The organism is Shewanella oneidensis MR-1 (genome assembly GCF_000146165.2).
GTDB classification, from domain to species: Bacteria; Pseudomonadota; Gammaproteobacteria; order Enterobacterales; family Shewanellaceae; genus Shewanella; species Shewanella oneidensis.
The window spans coordinates 2,562,283-2,580,497 of record NC_004347.2; the positions used below are offsets into that span (position 1 = coordinate 2,562,283).

The 18,215-nt window shown below is 46.0% G+C and carries 14 protein-coding genes; 6 read left to right on the forward strand and 8 right to left on the reverse strand.

Features of this window, described 5'->3' with window-relative positions; genetic code table 11:
- The first annotated feature begins 237 nt into the window (after positions 1 to 237).
- Positions 238 to 921: a PAQR family membrane homeostasis protein TrhA gene (gene trhA / locus SO_RS11230; RefSeq protein ID WP_011072423.1), complete on the forward strand. Its 684-nt coding sequence runs from the start codon at positions 238 to 240 to the stop codon at positions 919 to 921.
- A 124-nt stretch (positions 922 to 1,045) separates the two neighbouring features.
- On the opposite strand, the gene SO_RS11235 is transcribed toward trhA, so the two are convergent.
- Complete coding sequence (locus tag SO_RS11235; RefSeq protein ID WP_011072424.1) at positions 1,046 to 1,576, reverse strand: NUDIX hydrolase; 531 nt, start codon at positions 1,574 to 1,576, stop codon at positions 1,046 to 1,048.
- Positions 1,577 to 1,706: 130 nt separating this feature from the next.
- Positions 1,707 to 2,462, reverse strand: coding sequence for a tRNA (adenine(22)-N(1))-methyltransferase (locus SO_RS11240; protein WP_011072425.1), 756 nt, complete (start codon positions 2,460 to 2,462; stop codon positions 1,707 to 1,709).
- A 229-nt stretch (positions 2,463 to 2,691) separates the two neighbouring features.
- Here SO_RS11240 and SO_RS11245 point away from each other — a divergent pair, with 229 nt between their 5' ends.
- The gene (locus SO_RS11245; RefSeq protein ID WP_011072426.1) at positions 2,692 to 4,791 is read left to right on the forward strand and encodes a glycoside hydrolase family 97 protein; all 2,100 of its coding nucleotides are present in this window, start codon (positions 2,692 to 2,694) and stop codon (positions 4,789 to 4,791) included.
- 167 nt (positions 4,792 to 4,958) lie between these two features.
- Here the strand turns inward: SO_RS11245 and SO_RS11250 are convergent, their stop codons facing one another.
- The 5 genes from SO_RS11250 to SO_RS11270 form a co-directional block, all read right to left on the reverse strand.
- Positions 4,959 to 5,966: a class I SAM-dependent rRNA methyltransferase gene (locus SO_RS11250; RefSeq protein ID WP_011072427.1), complete on the reverse strand. Its 1,008-nt coding sequence runs from the start codon at positions 5,964 to 5,966 to the stop codon at positions 4,959 to 4,961.
- A 247-nt stretch (positions 5,967 to 6,213) separates the two neighbouring features.
- Positions 6,214 to 7,158 carry a zinc-binding dehydrogenase gene (locus SO_RS11255; protein WP_011072428.1) on the reverse strand — a complete coding sequence of 315 codons (945 nt, stop codon included), beginning with the start codon at positions 7,156 to 7,158 and terminating at the stop codon, positions 6,214 to 6,216.
- Positions 7,159 to 7,260: 102 nt separating this feature from the next.
- A complete protein-coding gene (locus SO_RS11260; protein ID WP_011072429.1) occupies positions 7,261 to 8,349 on the reverse strand; it encodes an alkene reductase in 1,089 nt (362 codons plus the stop codon).
- Positions 8,350 to 8,357: 8 nt separating this feature from the next.
- Positions 8,358 to 9,455 (reverse strand): alkene reductase, encoded by a 1,098-nt coding sequence (locus SO_RS11265; RefSeq protein WP_011072430.1) that lies wholly within the window; start codon positions 9,453 to 9,455, stop codon positions 8,358 to 8,360.
- Positions 9,456 to 9,594: 139 nt separating this feature from the next.
- Positions 9,595 to 10,476, reverse strand: coding sequence for a LysR family transcriptional regulator (locus SO_RS11270; RefSeq protein WP_011072431.1), 882 nt, complete (start codon positions 10,474 to 10,476; stop codon positions 9,595 to 9,597).
- A gap of 265 nt (positions 10,477 to 10,741) precedes the next feature.
- Between SO_RS11270 and SO_RS11275 the strand changes: the two genes are divergently transcribed.
- A complete protein-coding gene (locus SO_RS11275; RefSeq protein WP_164925709.1) occupies positions 10,742 to 10,936 on the forward strand; it encodes a hypothetical protein in 195 nt (64 codons plus the stop codon).
- Between the two features lie 106 nt (positions 10,937 to 11,042).
- On the opposite strand, the gene SO_RS11280 is transcribed toward SO_RS11275, so the two are convergent.
- Complete coding sequence (locus tag SO_RS11280; RefSeq protein WP_011072432.1) at positions 11,043 to 11,336, reverse strand: YciI family protein; 294 nt, start codon at positions 11,334 to 11,336, stop codon at positions 11,043 to 11,045.
- A 636-nt stretch (positions 11,337 to 11,972) separates the two neighbouring features.
- Between SO_RS11280 and SO_RS11285 the strand changes: the two genes are divergently transcribed.
- The 3 genes from SO_RS11285 (at position 11,973) to SO_RS11295 (ending at position 17,700) form a co-directional block, all read left to right on the forward strand.
- Positions 11,973 to 13,562: an MFS transporter gene (locus SO_RS11285; RefSeq protein WP_011072433.1), complete on the forward strand. Its 1,590-nt coding sequence runs from the start codon at positions 11,973 to 11,975 to the stop codon at positions 13,560 to 13,562.
- Between the two features lie 140 nt (positions 13,563 to 13,702).
- Complete coding sequence (locus SO_RS11290) at positions 13,703 to 16,240, forward strand: glycoside hydrolase family 15 protein (RefSeq protein ID WP_011072434.1); 2,538 nt, start codon at positions 13,703 to 13,705, stop codon at positions 16,238 to 16,240.
- A gap of 275 nt (positions 16,241 to 16,515) precedes the next feature.
- A complete protein-coding gene (locus SO_RS11295) occupies positions 16,516 to 17,700 on the forward strand; it encodes a hypothetical protein (RefSeq protein WP_011072435.1) in 1,185 nt (394 codons plus the stop codon).
- Positions 17,701 to 18,215: the final 515 nt, after the last annotated feature.

An 18,215-nucleotide genomic window follows, 5' to 3' on the forward strand; every position in this document is an offset into this window, starting at 1 on the left:
ATCCATACATCATTAACAGCAAGTTAGAGAAAAGGACACAAACAAAGTTCCAACGTTTTAACTGTATTCTTGGATGATTCACGTTCATTATGGAACGGGATAAATGTGTAACTCACGTGAAAATCATTGGTACCATCTACACAAAAATAAATTAGCGTACACGTGTAAGCTAATTATGGCTTTCAGATTTATCTGCTGATAGACTTCGTCATTATCGCTATTGAGTGGATCAACCCTATGGCAAACCAGAGTTTGATAGAGCCGCAAATGCATCAAGAAAAACCTTTAAATATCAGTGCATATAGTCTAAGTGAAGAGATCGCCAACAGCATTAGTCATGGTCTAGGAGTGATTGCTGGTGCGGTGGGATTAATCTTTATGCTCCTCAAAGGTGTCGATCATCTTTCTAGTATTCAACTTACAGGCGTCATAATTTACGGTGCAAGTCTCATTCTGTTGTTTTTAAGCTCAACCTTGTATCACAGCGTGACGCATCGTGGTTGGAAACACAAACTGAAGATCGTCGATCACTGTGCGATCTACTGCTTGATTGCCGGCACTTACACGCCATTAATGTTAATCAGTCTGCAAGGCAATCTGTCGACGATTATCCTCACGGCCATTTGGTCGCTTGCTATTGGTGGGATCCTCTTTAAGACCTTATTTATTCACCGGTTTAAAAAACTCAGTCTTGTGCTGTATCTAGCGATGGGTTGGCTTTGTATGACGGTGATTGGGGATTTGACCGCAGCAATGTCGCCGCTCGGATTTAATTTATTGTTGTTGGGCGGGCTGTTTTACACCCTTGGAGTGATCTTCTATGTTGGCAAACGCATTCCGTACAATCATGCGATTTGGCATCTGTTTGTGTTAGCAGGCGCCATGAGCCATTTCTTTTGTATTTATTTAACCGTGATCTAGCTATACAGACTTACTCTCACGCAATCTGAGTCACACAAGCCATCCTTTTTGGGTGGCTTTTTTATGTCTATGCTTTGAGACTGCGCTTTACGGCTAAGTGATAAGGTTATCAGCCAAGCGTTATCTACAATAATTCTGCAACTATCTGTTTGAGCAAAAAGGTTTCTCTGTCGATAGATTGGCCTTTATTGGGAAAGGTGTGCTGAATTTCTTCATTATGGGCAATGGCTTGATGGATATTGATCCACTCAGGGCGCATGCCATTTTTCACCTCATGAGCTTCAAGCCTTGGCTCACCTAAGCCACGGTAACCTAAACTCATATCGATTTCACACAGGTAGCAATAGGAATCCATGTGCACTACGTTGGCGCCTTCACGAAACCAAGGTCGATATTCCTCATAACGGCCAAAGGGCGCGAGCACATGGGCAGCAATTGCGCCCGTTTCTTCCTGTAACTCACGAATAAGGCCAACCTCGATGCTCTCGCCTTTATCGACACCACCACCGGGTAAGCCGTAATCACGATATTTTTGGGTATAGAGCAGCAAAATATCTTCACCCGACAGCACAATGGCACGGGCCGCTTGGCGATAAAAGATCCGTGCCTGTTTAAGATCGATATTGGCAGCTTGGGTAGACTTCAATAAACGCATAATAAGACTCAAGATTAATGGCCTATTAGCATAAACCAAAATAAAGGATTCACAGAATAAAACTACTATGCAAAGCCATCCGCTAAGTGAGCAGTGAACATCAATGCCTTGGGATTAACAAGACTGTGGCTTAGCCGCCGTCATTCAGTTGCTGCAAAATCTGTTGATAAGCCGCCAAAATCAGCAACTTGTTGGGTAATCGACTCTTTGGAATACGCTGATAGTGGCCAATCGTCTGCATTAGATAACGCTTAGCCTGCCGCTTTTTATCCTCGTTTAGTCCCTGCCACATAATGGAACCAGTGCAACTCAACTGTATGTCGTCTTCCTTTTTCGATGAAGACCCTTTCGCGTGCCTTAGATGCAGTATTTCGTAAAAGCGCTGATTTTCTTCGAGTAACAATTCACTCTTAAGAACTAACCCCAATTCGACCAGTGAACTGCGCACATAATAATTATGATGCACGGGACACAAAATAAACTCGAGTCGACGATGACTATGGCGCGCCAAAATGCTGCGCACCAGTTCAACCAATAACTCCCCACCGACGCCTGCAATAATAACCAAGTGGTTAGCTTGTATGTTACTGGATTCAAGTGGTAATGCTGCTGCATCTTGGCAATGCACTTGCCACTGGCTCTGGCAGATGCTAGCACCAAGCGTCGCCGGAGCACTTCCCCCATGCTGTGGAAAAAACCTTTGTAATTCAATAGAAAGTTGCTGCATTAAGGGCATCACGCAATCAACAAAATGCACCTTTTTCGCGGCGTTTCTCTGCAGTAATAACATGCCGAGTAGACCATGATCGCAGCAACAATCCCAAATATGATCGTAATGACCATGGATCATGCGATCTATCTGTTGTAAACGTTGGCTAATTTTCACGATTTGACCTAACTACTGCGGCTTTTAACACGCTAGATTGCGCTGTTAATCATAATGACGGCGCGCATTTTACCCGAGTCAAAAGTAAACCACACCTTTTGTTGATGCCCCGGCCGCACTCCACACCTACTCAGAACAAGTGGAATACGTATGCAAGCCGTTGCGGTTAAAAAGCCATCGCCACTAGTATGCAGTGAGTTACATTCATTATAAAAACAAGGATCAAGGAATGTTCATCAAGGCCAACGCTATTCAGTTAACTACGCTTCAGTCGAATTTACGCTCACAACGACGATTAAGCCCTATGTGTATTGCCCTTACCGTCAGCAGCTTTTTTAGTGCTAACCTTGTGGCTCAAACTGTTACCCTCAGCTCACCTAATCAACACATTCAAATCAGCTTGAGTGACGATACTGGCCGGGCCGAATATAAAATCGACTTTCACGGTAAGACAATCATAGAACCAAGTCGCTTGGGGTTAGTTTTTCAATCAATTGGCGAACTAGGACAAGGATTACGAATTAAAAGCAGCCATATAACCAGTACTGATGATAAATGGCAACAACCTTGGGGTGAGCAAGAGTGGATAAAGGATCAACACAATCAACTGAGCGTGGTATTAACCGACGGTAAAATAGACTTAAATCTCGAGTTTAATGCCTTTGATGATGGTATTGGTTTTCGCTATCACTTAGCCGAGCAAGCCGCTCTGCCAGTCGATACACCATTATCAATCACAGATGAGTTGACCGAATTTAATATTGGCCAAAGCAATAAAGCCACCGCGTGGTGGATCCCCTCTCGTGGATGGAACCGCTATGAATATCTCTATCGCACTAGCGCACTCAATCAAGTCGATAGAGCCCATACGCCCTTCACTTTTAGATTGGCCGATGGTACCCATTTGAGCATTCACGAGGCCGCTTTAGTCAACTTTGCCTCAATGACACTCGATCAACAGCGTGATGGCAAATTAAAAGCCGATCTCACCCCTTGGTCAGATGGCATTCGCGTTAAAACCCAAGCGGGCTTTTACACCCCTTGGCGCACGATTCAAATCGCCGACAAGGCCACAGGACTGCTTAACTCCCACCTTATTCTTAATTTGAATGAGCCGAATAAACTGGGGGATGTCTCTTGGATCAAACCCGGCAAATACGTCGGCATTTGGTGGGGCATGCACCTCAATAAAAACACTTGGGGCTCGGGCCCTAAACACGGTGCAACCACAAGCGAAACAAAGCGTTATATGGATTTTGCTGCCAAATACCATTTTGATGGTGTATTGGTCGAAGGTTGGAACCAAGGCTGGGATGGCGACTGGTTCCATAATGGCGATCAATTTAGCTTTACCAAAGCCTATGATGATTTCGATTTGCCGGCCATTACCGCCTACGGCGCAAAAAAAGGCGTCCGTTTAATTGGTCATCATGAGACAGCAGGCTCTGTGACCCATTACCGCAAACAAATGGCTGATGCCTTTATCCTCTATGAAAAACATGGCGTCACCCAAGTCAAAACGGGTTATGTCGCCGATGGCGGCCAAATCAAACGGTTCGATGAAAACGGCATCATGCGCCATGAATGGCATGACGGTCAGTTTATGGTGGGTGAATACCTATACAACGTCACTGAAGCCGCAAAGCACCATATCAGCATTAATACCCACGAGCCGATTAAAGATACCGGTCTGCGCCGCACTTACCCGAACTGGATCTCCCGCGAAGGTGCCCGCGGCCAAGAGTACAATGCTTGGGGCAGTCCACCAAACAGCCCTGAACATACTGCTATGCTGCCCTTTACCCGTATGCTCGCGGGCCCAATGGACTTTACTCCCGGGATTTTTGACTTAGCGCCCAAGGGGTTGGATGCAGAGAATCGCGTGCAAACGACCTTGATGAAACAGCTTGCCCTGTATGTGGTGCTCTATAGCCCAATCCAGATGGCGGCCGACTTACCACGTAACTACCAAAAACACTTGGATGCCTTCCAGTTTATCCGCGATGTGCCAACAGACTGGTATCAAAGTATCGCCTTAGCCGGGGAAGTGGGTGACTATGTGGTGTTTGCCCGCCAAGCTAAGGACCAAAAGGATTGGTATTTAGGAGCCCTAACAGATGAAACCGCACGTAAGGTCACGGTCAAACTAGATTTTCTCGATCCTCACAAACGCTACCAAGCGCAGATTTATCGCGATGGCGCAAAAGCAGATTGGAAAACCAATCCCTATGATTATGTGATTGAAACTAAAGAAGTGAGTGCTAAAGATAGCCTGAACCTCGCTCTCGCCAGCAGTAGCGGCACGGCAATACGCTTTAAAGTACTTTAAGTTAAGTTTGCTTGTTTGCTCTGCAAGTGATGGCAAAATATCGAAAACAACCAAGGAGTTCTCTCCTTGGTTATTTTTTACGCCAAAGAAGCCTTATGTCCTTTCGTGCCAATTGACATCAACTCTAGAGCAACTTATCTAAGCGCCCTATTCCGCTGATAATGCTGTTAGTTTAAGGTCAAGGCAACAATCTTAAGTGGATGATTATCATCAAAAGAAGGGAAATCTTCATGGGGATCAAGCCAAGTGTATTCAGTCACACTCCGGCCTTGTTTTTCAACGCAGCGTACTAGGCTATCAAACCAATCTCGACGGTCCACTTTAGCCACATTATTACAACACACTATAGTGCCACCCGTTTTAGTTGATAATAACGCGGGTTTAAATAACCCTTGATAATCATTGACTAAATCGACAATACCGAAGGCGCTCTTGGCATAACGTGGCGGATCAAGAAATACCAGATCAAATTGGGTTTGCGCCAATTTAGGGTAACTGGGTAATTTGTGATTGCGGCGCCCTCCCACACTCAAACCTGCTAATTGGCGCAGGGCCGGAAACGCATCACTCTGTACAAACTCACACACCTCAGACACTTGGTTTAATTCGGCATTGGTTCGCCCTGCAGCGAGTGCAAAAGAAGAAAAGTCGACATTCACAACCCGTTCGGCGCCGCCCATGGCCGCTGCGGTGCCAATGCCACAGGTGTAAGAAAATAAATTCAGTACGGTTTTATCTTGACTGTGTGCCCGCACATATTCGCGGCCAATACGCATATCAAGGAATAACAAAGGATCTTGTCCTTCATGGCGCAGCTTAGTGGTGAATTTAATCCCATTTTCCTGCATGACCAACTCGGCACAGGCAATATCATCCAATTCAGGGCTTAATGCATTTAGCACGCGGGAATGACCAGCGGAGCGATCGTTATACACCACAGGCAAATCCATCTCTTGAGTTAGCACCGCCACTATTTCGGCTAACTCCTCAACGGTCAAGGTTTGATGAAAACTCTGCACCAACCAAGTATCGCCATAACGGTCGACATTCAAACCACTGATGCCTTCGACAGTGCCATGGAACACCCGAAAACAATCGGTATGATCTTGTTCTGCTTGTAGGAAAAAACCATGGCGCTTTGCCAAAGCCGTCGATAACAGCGTTTGAATAGACATAAAAGTGGGACTCGAACAGCGGAAACCTGCGTAAGGTCTCAAGAGGAAAACGGCATGATAGCAAACTGAGTGGCAAAATATCGGATAAATTCCCGCAAACATCCAATATCTGACCTTGCATGTGATAGGCACCACGGTTTGAGTGACTCCCTAGGGCGTGTTCTAACTCAGTTAACGATGTTATTTAAGCCTCTTCTTGTCACGCAAGGGATTCAAGTCGACAACGCCCTAACCAGCAAAAGATCTATCACTCGTTTAGGGTTAACACTGTTTTTAATTTGGTTTGTTCACTATGGTCTAGCGCTTCAATCATTTGCTCAAATCTAAAAATATCAGGCGCAGCGATCTCCATCTTACCTTGGGCAATAAGCGTTAATAGTGCTTCCCCTTGTTGCATGAGGATCTGCCAATCTTGACGATCACCAAAGTCATGTAACGCCCCGAGGGCGATTTCATGGTAAGAAATCGTGCGGGTAAATGCCGGATCTATCGGCGCGGGAATGCGGTCTTGGATACAGATAATGTGTCCATTGGCTTTTAACGATGGCACGAGTGCCGCGGCATTTTGGCTATTGACAGCATCAAAAATGGCGAAATATTTTTGCGTAACTTGGGATGGCTCCCGATAAAGATGCCGGACACCACGTTTTGCCGCGAGTGCTTGGCTTAGGCTTGCAGACACGAGATCAACGACGTAACCCGCGTTGTTCAGCATCTGCGTCAGCAGATTATTAACCGCGCCAAAACCAACGATCAGCACCTCGCGCTGTTTTGTCAGCGGTATTTTTTCAAATGCTTGCCATGCGGTAAGCAGAGGACAAGGCAGAGCAGCCGCCCGCTCAAATGACAGATTATCGGGCAACGTCATCACTCGATCGGTATTGAGAACCGTAAACTCGGCAAAACTGCCGTGACGTTTTAGCGAGGTGTGATAGGCCACTCGCCGACCCAACATCTTGCTATCGACCTTCGCCCCCACTTTTACAATGACACCCGCACCATCAACACCTGGCACATGGCCATTCGACCAATTGATAGGGTTAGCCTTGATAAATTTCCAATCCACAGGATTGATGCCGATGGCTTGGTTTTGCACCAAAATGTCATCCGCTGCCAAGGCGGGGATGTCCACAGAATTCAAGGTGACACTGTGGGTTTTAGTTTGGTATGCCCAAACTTGATGTTGCTCCATGGGGATTCCTTTTTAAACAAAGCACAATTTTTAACAACGCTCTTTTTAACATTAGGCACCAAGAGAGCACTTAGCGCCTAAGCTAGGTCATTATTTTTTACGCTATGCCTGATAGGCAGGATAATCGATATAACCTGCTTCACCGCCGCCATACAAGGTAAGCCTAGCATCAGCATCAAACTCGGTTAATGGCCAGTCATGGGTAAAGCGCGCGACTAAATCCGGATTCGTCACAAAGGGCGTGCCAAATGCCACAAAGTCTGCGTAGTGTTGGTCGAGTAAACGCTGAGCAGATTGCTTGGTTAATTTCCCCGCCACCATTATGGGGTGTTGATACACACGGCGCACTTGCTGACGAAATGCGTCAGAGACTTCCACATAGCGCGAGATGTTTTCAGAAAAATGCACATAGGCAAGATTCATCGGTTGCAGCTTTTGTAACAAGGCAAGGGTTAATTGGATGATTTCAGGGTTATCACCGGTAAACCCCTCGCCAATATGGGGAGAGATACGCACAGCGACTTTCCCTGATCCAATGGTCTGTGTAAGGGCTTGCAAAGTGTCGACTAAAAAACGCAGCCGATTTTCTTGGCTGCCACCGTAGCGATCTTGCCGTTGATTGCTTTCTAAGCGCAAAAAAGTATCAAATAAATAGCCATGGGCCGCATGCACTTCAACCCCATCAAAACCGGCTAACATCGCGTTTTGTGCTGCTTGGACAAAATCGCTGATGGTCGCTTGGATGTCTTGCTCGCTCATCGCCTTTGGCTGCTGCGTTTCAATCATGCCAAAGCCACCTTCAGGCAATGGGCCGAATACTTGGTCTGGAATTTTGATCGCTGATGGCGCAAGAGGCTCAGCGCCAGACACGCTCGAATGACTACGACGACCGACATGCCAGAGTTGGATAAAGATTTTCCCACCTTCTTGGTGCACCGCTTCAGTGACCTTTTTCCAGCCTTCAATCTGCGCTGGAGTATAAATGCCTGGCGTCATTGAATAGCCCCGCGCCACCGCAGATACAGGCGCGCCTTCGGTAATAATCAATCCTGCACTGGCTCGCTGGCGATAATAGTTAGCCATCATCTCGTTCGGCACATCCCCCGGGTGGGTGCTACGTGAGCGAGTCATTGGGGCCATCACGATACGGTTTTTGGTCTCTAATGCATGACCTTTGAATGCCTTGAACATACTTCCTCCTAAGCTTGATAAGTTGGATAGTCAGTTAACCCCTTTTCGCCACCACCAAACAGCGTTGCTGGCACATGCTCAGCCAAGGGATAGCCGTGTCGTAGCCGCTCGGGTAAATCCGGATTGGCAATAAAAGGTCGTCCAAAACCAATCATATCAGCTAGACCATCGTTGATAGCCTGCTCCGCTTTTTCCGCATTATAACGACCCGCGTAAATCAAAACGCCTTGGTACGCCTCTCGTAAGGCACGTTTAAAAGAGACTGGTGTATCAGGCGCATCGTCCCAATCCACCTCAGCAATATGCAGATAAACAATGCGATGTTTGTTAAGTAACGCAGCGGCAGCGGTATAGGTCAAAATAGGATCCGCATCCACAGTGCCATTGAGGGTCGTAAGGGGCGCTAAGCGCACACCCACACGCTCAGCACCGATGGCATCGACCAATGCCGCAACCACTTCGTCTAGAAAACGTAGGCGATTTTCAAGGCTACCGCCGTACTCATCGCTGCGGTTGTTGGCTTCTGAATCAATAAATTGGTTGATCAAATAGCCATTAGCGGCGTGAAGTTCAATGCCATCAAAGCCAGCCTCCATGGCATTGAGCGCCGCTTGACGATAATCGGCGATCACTTGCGCAATATCCGCCTTTGTCATGGCCCGAGGCACTGCCACATCAACAAAACCTGGTTCATCACTGCCGTTGTCGACAAACACTTTTACGTTTTCCGCTTTTAATGTTGATGAAGAAATCGGTTGTTGACCATCGATATTGTCAGGATGAGTCACCCGGCCCACATGCCATAACTGAGCGAAAATCGCGCAGCCTTTAGCATGTACGGCTTCAGTGACAATACGCCAGCCCGCGATCTGTTCAGGCGTATAAATCCCTGGGGTCCAAGCATAGCCTTTTGCAGTTGGAGAAATCTGTGTGCCTTCAGAGACAATAAGTCCTGCACTCGCGCGCTGAGCATAATAGATTGCCATCATATGATTGGCCACATCGCCAGGCTGACTGGCTCTTGAGCGAGTCATTGGCGGCATAACGATGCGGTTTTTGAGTGTTAATGCACCCAAGGTGATCGGTTGAAACAGTGATTGCGTCATAATATAACCCTCTCATTTCGTTGCAGGCATACTAGCAAACTCCACAAGAGACATTGAGCGCAATAAAGACAAATGATTTTTGTTGTAAATGCAAAAATGCCCACGGACACGTCAGTAGGATGGATATCGTTCTGAAGCCCTACAGTGCTAGCTTAGGCTGAATAAAATCAATAAAGGCTGAGATACGTTTCGCGACGGTAGAAGATTTATAGTACACCGCATTGATATGCTCTCGGCCGCTATTGCTGATTTTTTCACTCTCCAATAAGGGGATTAAACGCCCTTCAGCGATATCCTTTTTCACCATAAATCCCGATAGGCAGGCAATACCGTTGCCTGTTAACGCAAGTTGCCTTAACGTTTCACCGTTACTCGAGGTTAATGTAGGTGTAAGCCGAGTAAATCCTTTCAGTGGCCAATCATTGAGTGTTTTAGGGGTAGAAAATCCCAGCGAATCGTGGTGAATTAAATCGCTGCTTTTATTGGGAAAACCGCGCCTTGATAGGTAATCTGGTGAGGCCACAATGTAAAGCAAACTTTTCCCAAGCGGCCTAGCATGCAAAGTCGAATCGGTTAAGTTGCCAATGCGGATCGCGAGATCGGTTTTCTTTTCAAGCAAATCGACAAAACCTTCGTTGGAGGTCAGTTCCAATTCAATATCGGGATAGGTTTGCTTAAATGGCCGGATAAGCGGCACTAATTGATGAAACACAAAGGGACTGGCGGCATCGACACGTAAACGACCTCTTGGTAGCTCTCCACGAGTGATGATCTCCTCTTCAGCTTGCTGGATCTGTAATAAGCCAAGCCGGATGGTTTCAACAAATTGGCGGCCTTCCTCGGTTAATTCGAGCCGGCGAGTCGTGCGATTTAAAATTGAAACACCAACTTGGCTTTCAACCTTGCTCACCGCTCGAGACACGCGAGCAACTTGAATATCTAACAGCTCAGCTGCCGCTGAAAAACCACCACTGTCGACGACGGCAAGCAGTATTTCTAAATCATCGGACCGAGTTTTCATTTTCTTTCCCGCGCCAACACCCGCAATTATTGCATTTATAGCAAATATCATCGGCGTAAACAGTTAATTTTTACACATTATAGGTTACGAAGTCATCGCCTTGCCTAAAGCGCGTTGAACTCCCGTTGCATAAACAGAGATTTAATAGGATTGATATTAGGGCGTGTTGACGTTTCGAGATTAAATTTTGTTCGTTCTGGCAAGCTCGTGCTCGCGAAACGAGGAATGATGTGTCGTTATTCTACTCAAATGACGAGCTGCTCTTATGACAGAAAGTAAGAGCACGGGCTTGCCAGACGAACCCTTCAGGCAGCATTTGGCTGCAAAAATAACCCTGAAACGTCAACACGCCCTAATTGCCTCTATGTCAGCCATGCTGTGTTTTCTCGATAGCTTCAAATTGTCGGGCTTAGTGACAACACAGAAAGCGGCAAGCGCTTATGATTGTGCTTGCCGATGATATTATCGCTCTTGCAAGGGGTTTAGACTAAACACTTAAATTTTTTAAAAAGGTGTTTATAATCAAGCAATAACAATGCGCAATTTGATCCTTTAACAAACGATAGCTAAAGCACCTCAATGAGTTGTTCTAATCCCGGGGCGGCTTTGGTTGGTACAAATTCCACCACATCAAACTCAACCACGTCTTCAATGTAGAAGGGATCTTGCTGCAAAATAGCCTCGAGTACTGCACGCGACTCCGCCTTGGCGAAGATCACGCCACCCGTGCGTGGCACCTTCCGGCCGGAGGCAATAAAAACGCCCTTGGCGTAATACGCATCAAGATAAGCAATATGCGCCGCTAAATGCAGCTCAACATCTGCAAGTGGCTTTTTGTAGGTTAAGCTAATAACAAACATAGATATCCTTTATATTCAAAAACATAATAAATTTACACAGGTGCTAATTAATGACCACATGAGAGCATCTGCTGACATACTGTTCCATTATTCTTGCAGTATCAATAGCATAAGCTCAGCAAATGCGTCCATTGCTTACTGCCGCTGACACTTTTACCACTGACTGGATACTCACAACCCCACAGGTGTGTAAAATCAGCCGCAATTAGGTTACGCAACCGTTTAACCTGAGTTATCAATTGATGATGAATACGTATGTAAGTGGTTGTGTGCCAATTAGCGCTGCGGCTACTATAAATTCGCTAGTTTCACCCTCTGCTTGTGGGGTTGAACGCTGTGAGGTCGTTTCTGGTAGTTGCCTGTGAGGATAGCTGTCAGGCTTAGGTTCTTTTCTACTCATTAGCTTTTACATCAGCTTCTAGCTTACAGTATGAAAATGAATTTATTGGCGAATATGCTTCTGAGGGAGAGGTATATTCGCCATTTTTTCAGCCTCGCAGGACGTCTTTTTAGCAAGCACAGGGAACTAGCACAATAACGCGTAAACTGAGCAAAAAGCCATTGATTAGGCTTTCAAATTATAACGATAAATGACTCAAGGCAGCCCTCTGCTGCCCGCAACTGAAGGGAAGTTCCATGTCCGCGGATCACACGGTTACCCAATTAGACAGTTTCTCAGCAACGACGCATTCCCATGCCACCCATAGCGTTCAACCCGAGCTTAATTTCTGGCAAATATTTAATATGTGCTTTGGCTTTTTGGGGATCCAGTTCGGCTTTGCTCTGCAAAATGCCAACGTCAGCCGGATCTTCCAAACCCTTGGCGCTTCCATTGATGAAATTCCGATCCTGTGGATTGCCGCACCATTAACCGGTCTACTTGTGCAACCCATTATTGGTTATCTCAGTGATAACACGTGGGGGTGCCTCGGTCGCCGCCGTCCTTATTTTTTAATCGGCGCCATATTGACCACGCTAGCGATTTTTGTGATGCCGCATTCTCCAACACTCTGGATTGCCGCAGGTATGCTGTGGATTATGGATGCGTCGATAAATATTGCAATGGAACCCTTTCGAGCTTTTGTTGGCGATAATTTACCCCCCAGCCAGCGTACCCAAGGCTATGCCATGCAAAGCTTTTTTATCGGCATTGGCGCGGTTGTAGCCTCAGCCCTGCCCTATATACTCAGCAACTTTTTTAATGTTGCCAATACAGCGCCCGCAGGGGAAATTGCCGATTCAGTGCGTTATGCCTTTTATTTTGGCGGCACAGTGCTATTTCTTGCAGTGACTTGGACCGTGATTTCGACCAAAGAATATTCTCCCGAGGAGCTTGCGGCTTTCCATGCTAAAACCAAGACCGATGTGGAAGAACAATGTAAACGCAGCCGCACACACAAGGATTACCAATTTGCGTCCTTCGTTTGGATGGGATTAGGCGCCCTGCTTACCTTTACCGTTTGGGCGCAGGATTTAGATAAACAGTTGTATATTTTGAGCATTGGGATATTTGCCTTTGGACCATTACAGCTCTATTGCGCGCTTCGTTTAAGCCAATCCCAACCGAGCCAACGCGCACAGCTTGGCATGGTGTTTAACGTGGTGGACGATTTATTCCATATGCCAAAAGCCATGCATCAGTTAGCCATAGTGCAATTTTTTTCTTGGTTTGCACTGTTTGCGATGTGGATCTACACCACATCGGCGGTGACCTCCTATCACTTTGGCAGTAGCGATGTATTATCCCAAGCCTATAACGATGGTGCTGATTGGGTGGGTGTACTCTTTGCCTCCTACAATGGATTTTCTGCTATTGCGGCGCTATTTATTCCGCTACTTGCCAAACGTATCGGGATCAAACTCACTCATACCTTCAATATGTTCTGTGGCGGTTTTGGTTTGATCAGTTTTTATTTTATCAAGGATCCCAACCTGTTATGGCTAGCCATGATAGGTGTGGGTATCGCCTGGGCTTCAATTCTCTCGATTCCTTACGCCATATTATCGGGCACCTTGCCACCGAAAAAAATGGGCGTGTATATGGGCATTTTTAACTTCTTTATCGTGATCCCACAGCTACTCGCAGCCAGTGTTTTAGGCTTAATTCTTAATGGATTATTTGATGGTCAACCCATCTATGCCCTGATCACTGGTGGCGTATTTATGCTCTGTGCAGGGATTGCCGTGCTCTTTGTTGAGCAACCGAAAGCCCTGACACCGCATTGATAAGCTATTTACCCTACCACCGACGGAGTCATGGCGTTTGCGTATATCAAGCGCCATGGTTCAGCCACTTAGCTTTTAAATACCAAAATTTCAAAAAGATTAATTATAACAACATCATGACTGGGGAGATTTTGATGAACATGCCATTTACCGAGCAGCCTAAACAAGACTGTGGCCAACTCAAGCAACACAGTAGCAGTTTAACCTTAAAGCCCATTGCCTTAGCGATCACAGCCAGCCTTATCGGATTGGCCAGTTTGAGCGCCTGTTCACCGATAGCGGATAAATCGGCTTCATCAACCACCTCCAATGCCGTATCAAATAACGAGATAAACACGGCAAGCTATAACATTGCCCCCGGTGCTCCCGGCAAAGCGCCAACTTGGGCATTCTCCGGCAAAACCGGTATTGGCACATCCTATGAGCCTTATACCCAAGGGCAATATCAAGATAGCCAGCAAAACCCCATTAGCCGGGTGTGGTTCTCGATTGCGCAGGGGATTTTAACCGAGACCATGTTCGGCCTTATCCACAATGCTCAGCTCAAAGAATTGCAATTTGTGATCACCGGCAATGGCTTTGTCGATACCGAAAAAGACAATACCATCAGCAGTATTGAATATTTAGATACCGATGCCAATGGCCGACCGCAATCCTTGGCCTATAAGATAATCAATCGTGATGTTGAAGGTAAGTATCAGATAGAAAAACATATTTTCACCGATCCAGGCCGCGATACGTTGGTGATGCGCGTCACTTTTACCGCCTTTGAAGCAGGTATCACGCCGCATTTATACGTTAATCCTCATATTGATAATGCGGGAGCCAATGATATAGGCCGAATCGATCATCAAGCGCTTATCGCCTACACCGCCGCCCCGCACAGCAGCGTGATGACGGTCAAATCCGATATCAACTTTGTGCGCGCAACTACAGGCTTTGAGGGTATCTCAGATGGGCTTGCCGATTTAGCCGACAACGGCACACTGGATACCCTGTATAGCGCCACAAGTGCGCCCGATAATCGTACTCAAGGCAATATCGCCTTTACCGCGAGTTATCCAGAAGTAACACCAAATCAACCGCTTAACATCAATTTAGCGATTGGATTTGGCCACGATGAGTTAAGCAGCTTAACCAATGCCAAGGCTACGTTAAATGCAGGTTACGATGCTGTGTTAGGTCAATACAACGCTGGATGGCGCAGTTATTTACAGTCACTGCCCGCAATCGCAGGGATGGCAAAAAGCACCACAGATAATGGCAAACTGCTCTACACCAGCGCCATGGTACTCAAAGCGCAGGAAGATAAAACCTATGCAGGCGCACTTATCGCATCACTATCCAACCCTTGGGGTGATACCGTCTCGGCCATCACCCCCAGTACAGGTTACAAGGCCGTTTGGCCGCGCGACTTTTATCAATGCGCGATGGCATTTTTGGCCATGGGTGATACCCAAACCCCCAAAGTCGCCTTCGAATACCTTAAAAAAGTGCAAGTGAGTGATAAAACCTCAGGCTTTAGCGGCACGCCCGGCTGGTTTTTACAAAAGACCCATGTGGATGGCCAAATTGAATGGGTGGGCGTACAGCTTGACCAAACGGCCATGCCCATTATGCTCGGCTGGAAACTCTGGCAAGCGGGTGGGCTAAGTCAAACTGAACTGAGCTATTGGTATCAAGAGATGTTAAAAGGCGCGGCGGACTTTTTAGTCAGCGGCGGCGAGGTTAATCTTGACTGGAACCACACGCCAGTCACACCGCCAAAAACCCAGCAAGAACGCTGGGAAGAACAAGCGGGCTTCTCACCCTCCACCACGGCCGCGGTGATCGCAGGTTTAGTGACAGCAAGTGATATTGCCAAAGCGGTGAATGATCTCAATGCCAGCCAGCGCTATTTAGATTCTGCCAAAACGCTTAATCAACAGCTTGAAAAACACTTAGTGACGACCCAAGGGTTGCTCACGGATAGCCAAGGCGTGAGTACTCCTTATTATCTGCGATTAAGCCCCCATGGTGAGCCAAACACTGCGACTAAACTGGCTGCAAATAACGGTAAAGCGGGATTAGATCAACGCCAGATCCTCGATGCAGGCTTTTTAGAACTGGTGCGCTATGGCGTGCGTGGCGCAACCGACAAGCTCATCAATCAAAGTCTGGCACTTGTAGATAACACTAAGCTAGAAGACAATCTACGCCTCAAATATAGCTTTACCGCAAAAGACGGCAGCAGTGTTCCGGGCTTTAGGCGTTATGGTAACGATGGCTATGGCGAAGACACTGTCACTGGCGCGAACTACGCTGAATCGGGTGGTAATAGCGACAATCAACGCGGCCGAGTATGGCCCTTCTTCACCGGCGAGCGGGGACATTTTGAACTGGCTTTAGCAAGTGCAAAGGGGGAATTGACTGGCACGAAAGGACAGCAAACCAAGCAACAACTTATCAATACCTATGTACAAGGTATGGAAACCTTTGCTAATGCCGGCATGATGCTCCCCGAGCAGGCATGGGATGGTGTTGGTAACGCCACACGTTATCAATATCGACTCGGTCAAGGCACTAACTCTGCCACTCCGCTTGCTTGGACTCACGCTGAATATATCAAGTTAGTGCGCTCAATGAATGATGGCCAACTGTGGGATCATTACCCTATTGTCCCGGAGACGTTGAAATAATTAACTCAATATAGAATTCAGCCATAGCAGCGAAAACAACTAATATTGTTCTCGCTACTGTGGCTGAGTCGTTTCTCTCATTTTTAACGAATGACATATCAAATAACACCATTACATCCTACCCGATGCAATAAACTCTTGATGATTGTTAAAGCGAGGCAGTCCTAAAACTTGGCTTTTATCACTATTGTTTTTATACAAATTTACTTTCACAAAGCACAAAAATGCTACATCATGTAAACAAATTGTAACCAATTAGCAAGAAAGGACTGTTGATGAAATATTTTAAAATCGCAATAAAATGGACTTTACTGACGATATTATTGGTACCTGTTGGGCTTTATCTGGCTCTTCTAGTGATCAATCTGAAAGATAGCCCAGCCTCTGAACAGGCAAAAGCCTATCTACTTGAAATTCAAGAGAGTGATAAGGCGCTGGCAAATAACCAAACTCAAAATGCTTATCTCTATGCACTGGGCTTTGATGCCAAGAGTGGCACCTCGCCAGTAGATGAAGGCATATCACGACTCCAAACCATACAACAGATTGGTATGTTGGAGCATGCACCAACGCTAAACACTGCTCGTATAGAAAAACCTCAAACACCTTTCAATGAATGCATTAACCGTGATGATTTTCTGTCTAGTTGCCTCCCTGTACTGACAGAGCAAACATATTTTAACGAACTCCTCGCTACACACGCCGAATTAATCACTCGATATAAAACATTAATCCAGTTAACTACTTGGCAAGAAGGCAGCCAATTTAATGTATTTTTGTCTTCACCATCACTTTCACATCTCCTCACGGCACAAAAGCTCTATTTCATTGATTTACTGGCACAGGCTCAAACCATGCCACCGCAGCAGATTGCCGAAGCAATTAATCAAGATATGTTCTTTTGGCAACGAGTGGCGGCAAATACCCATGCACTGCTGATAAAAAACGCCAGTAAAAGCGGCATATCAACAAACATGAAGTTTGGTGAATTGATACTAGGTCAACTGTCACACTCTCAATTAAGCAACGTAATCCCTATTAGCTGGCAAACGCCGATCCCTGCCGAGGTGACTGCATTTGAAAAAACAAAAGTGGGTGAATGGTATTTCCTAAATCGCATGACCAAAGCAATGCAGACGACTGATAATACAGATATCACTGCAACTGTGACTCAGTGGTTACTCATGCCTCTAATGCAACATCAAGACACAGTGAACCGCTACGCGGCTATTTTAGATGGCACTACCCCCCTGCATACTTGCCCAAATCCTTGGTTTATGGCTGAAGTAAGCCAATTCATGTATAACCCTCTAGGTAAATTTGCCCTCTGTTCAGGGATCACATCATTAGCCCCATATCAGCAACATTTTGATGAGCTTGAGCCGCAAAGAGCGCAGTTAATCACAAGACTCCAATTGAAAAATATTGCAAGCCACTCGACTAGCGTAGCTCCACTCTGAGTATATTAAACTTGAAGCGAACAATAGTGTTGCCAATGAGATTGGCAACACTATCGTCACTATCGCACAGAAATGCAGCGCGATATTAAGACTCATTGTTTACAAATGACATATTCACACCATTGCATCCTATCCGGCGTAATAAACGTCACATGATTGTTAAGGCTAGCTGAATCACACTTTCCTCAGTAAACATTCCTGAATGTATATTTTGTAAAAAATTCACTCTATCAACTATATTTAGTATCTGTATATTTAAGGGAAAAATGTATATTTGATTAAAAACAGGTTGAGACCGAATTGAATTTAACTTAGGGCTTAACTTACTTTGTTTCCGAATAAAGAAGTTCAATGTTTATTTGGCTTAAATCAAAATAATATTCTGAATGGGATGAACAATTAACGATGAAGCAAAACGTCTAAGCATTGTGTTAGCGCTCCGGAGGTCTCTGCGCAGCCGTTTGTGCTTTTAGAAAACAAAGTCAGCTAAACTGACAAACAACACAGATCATAAA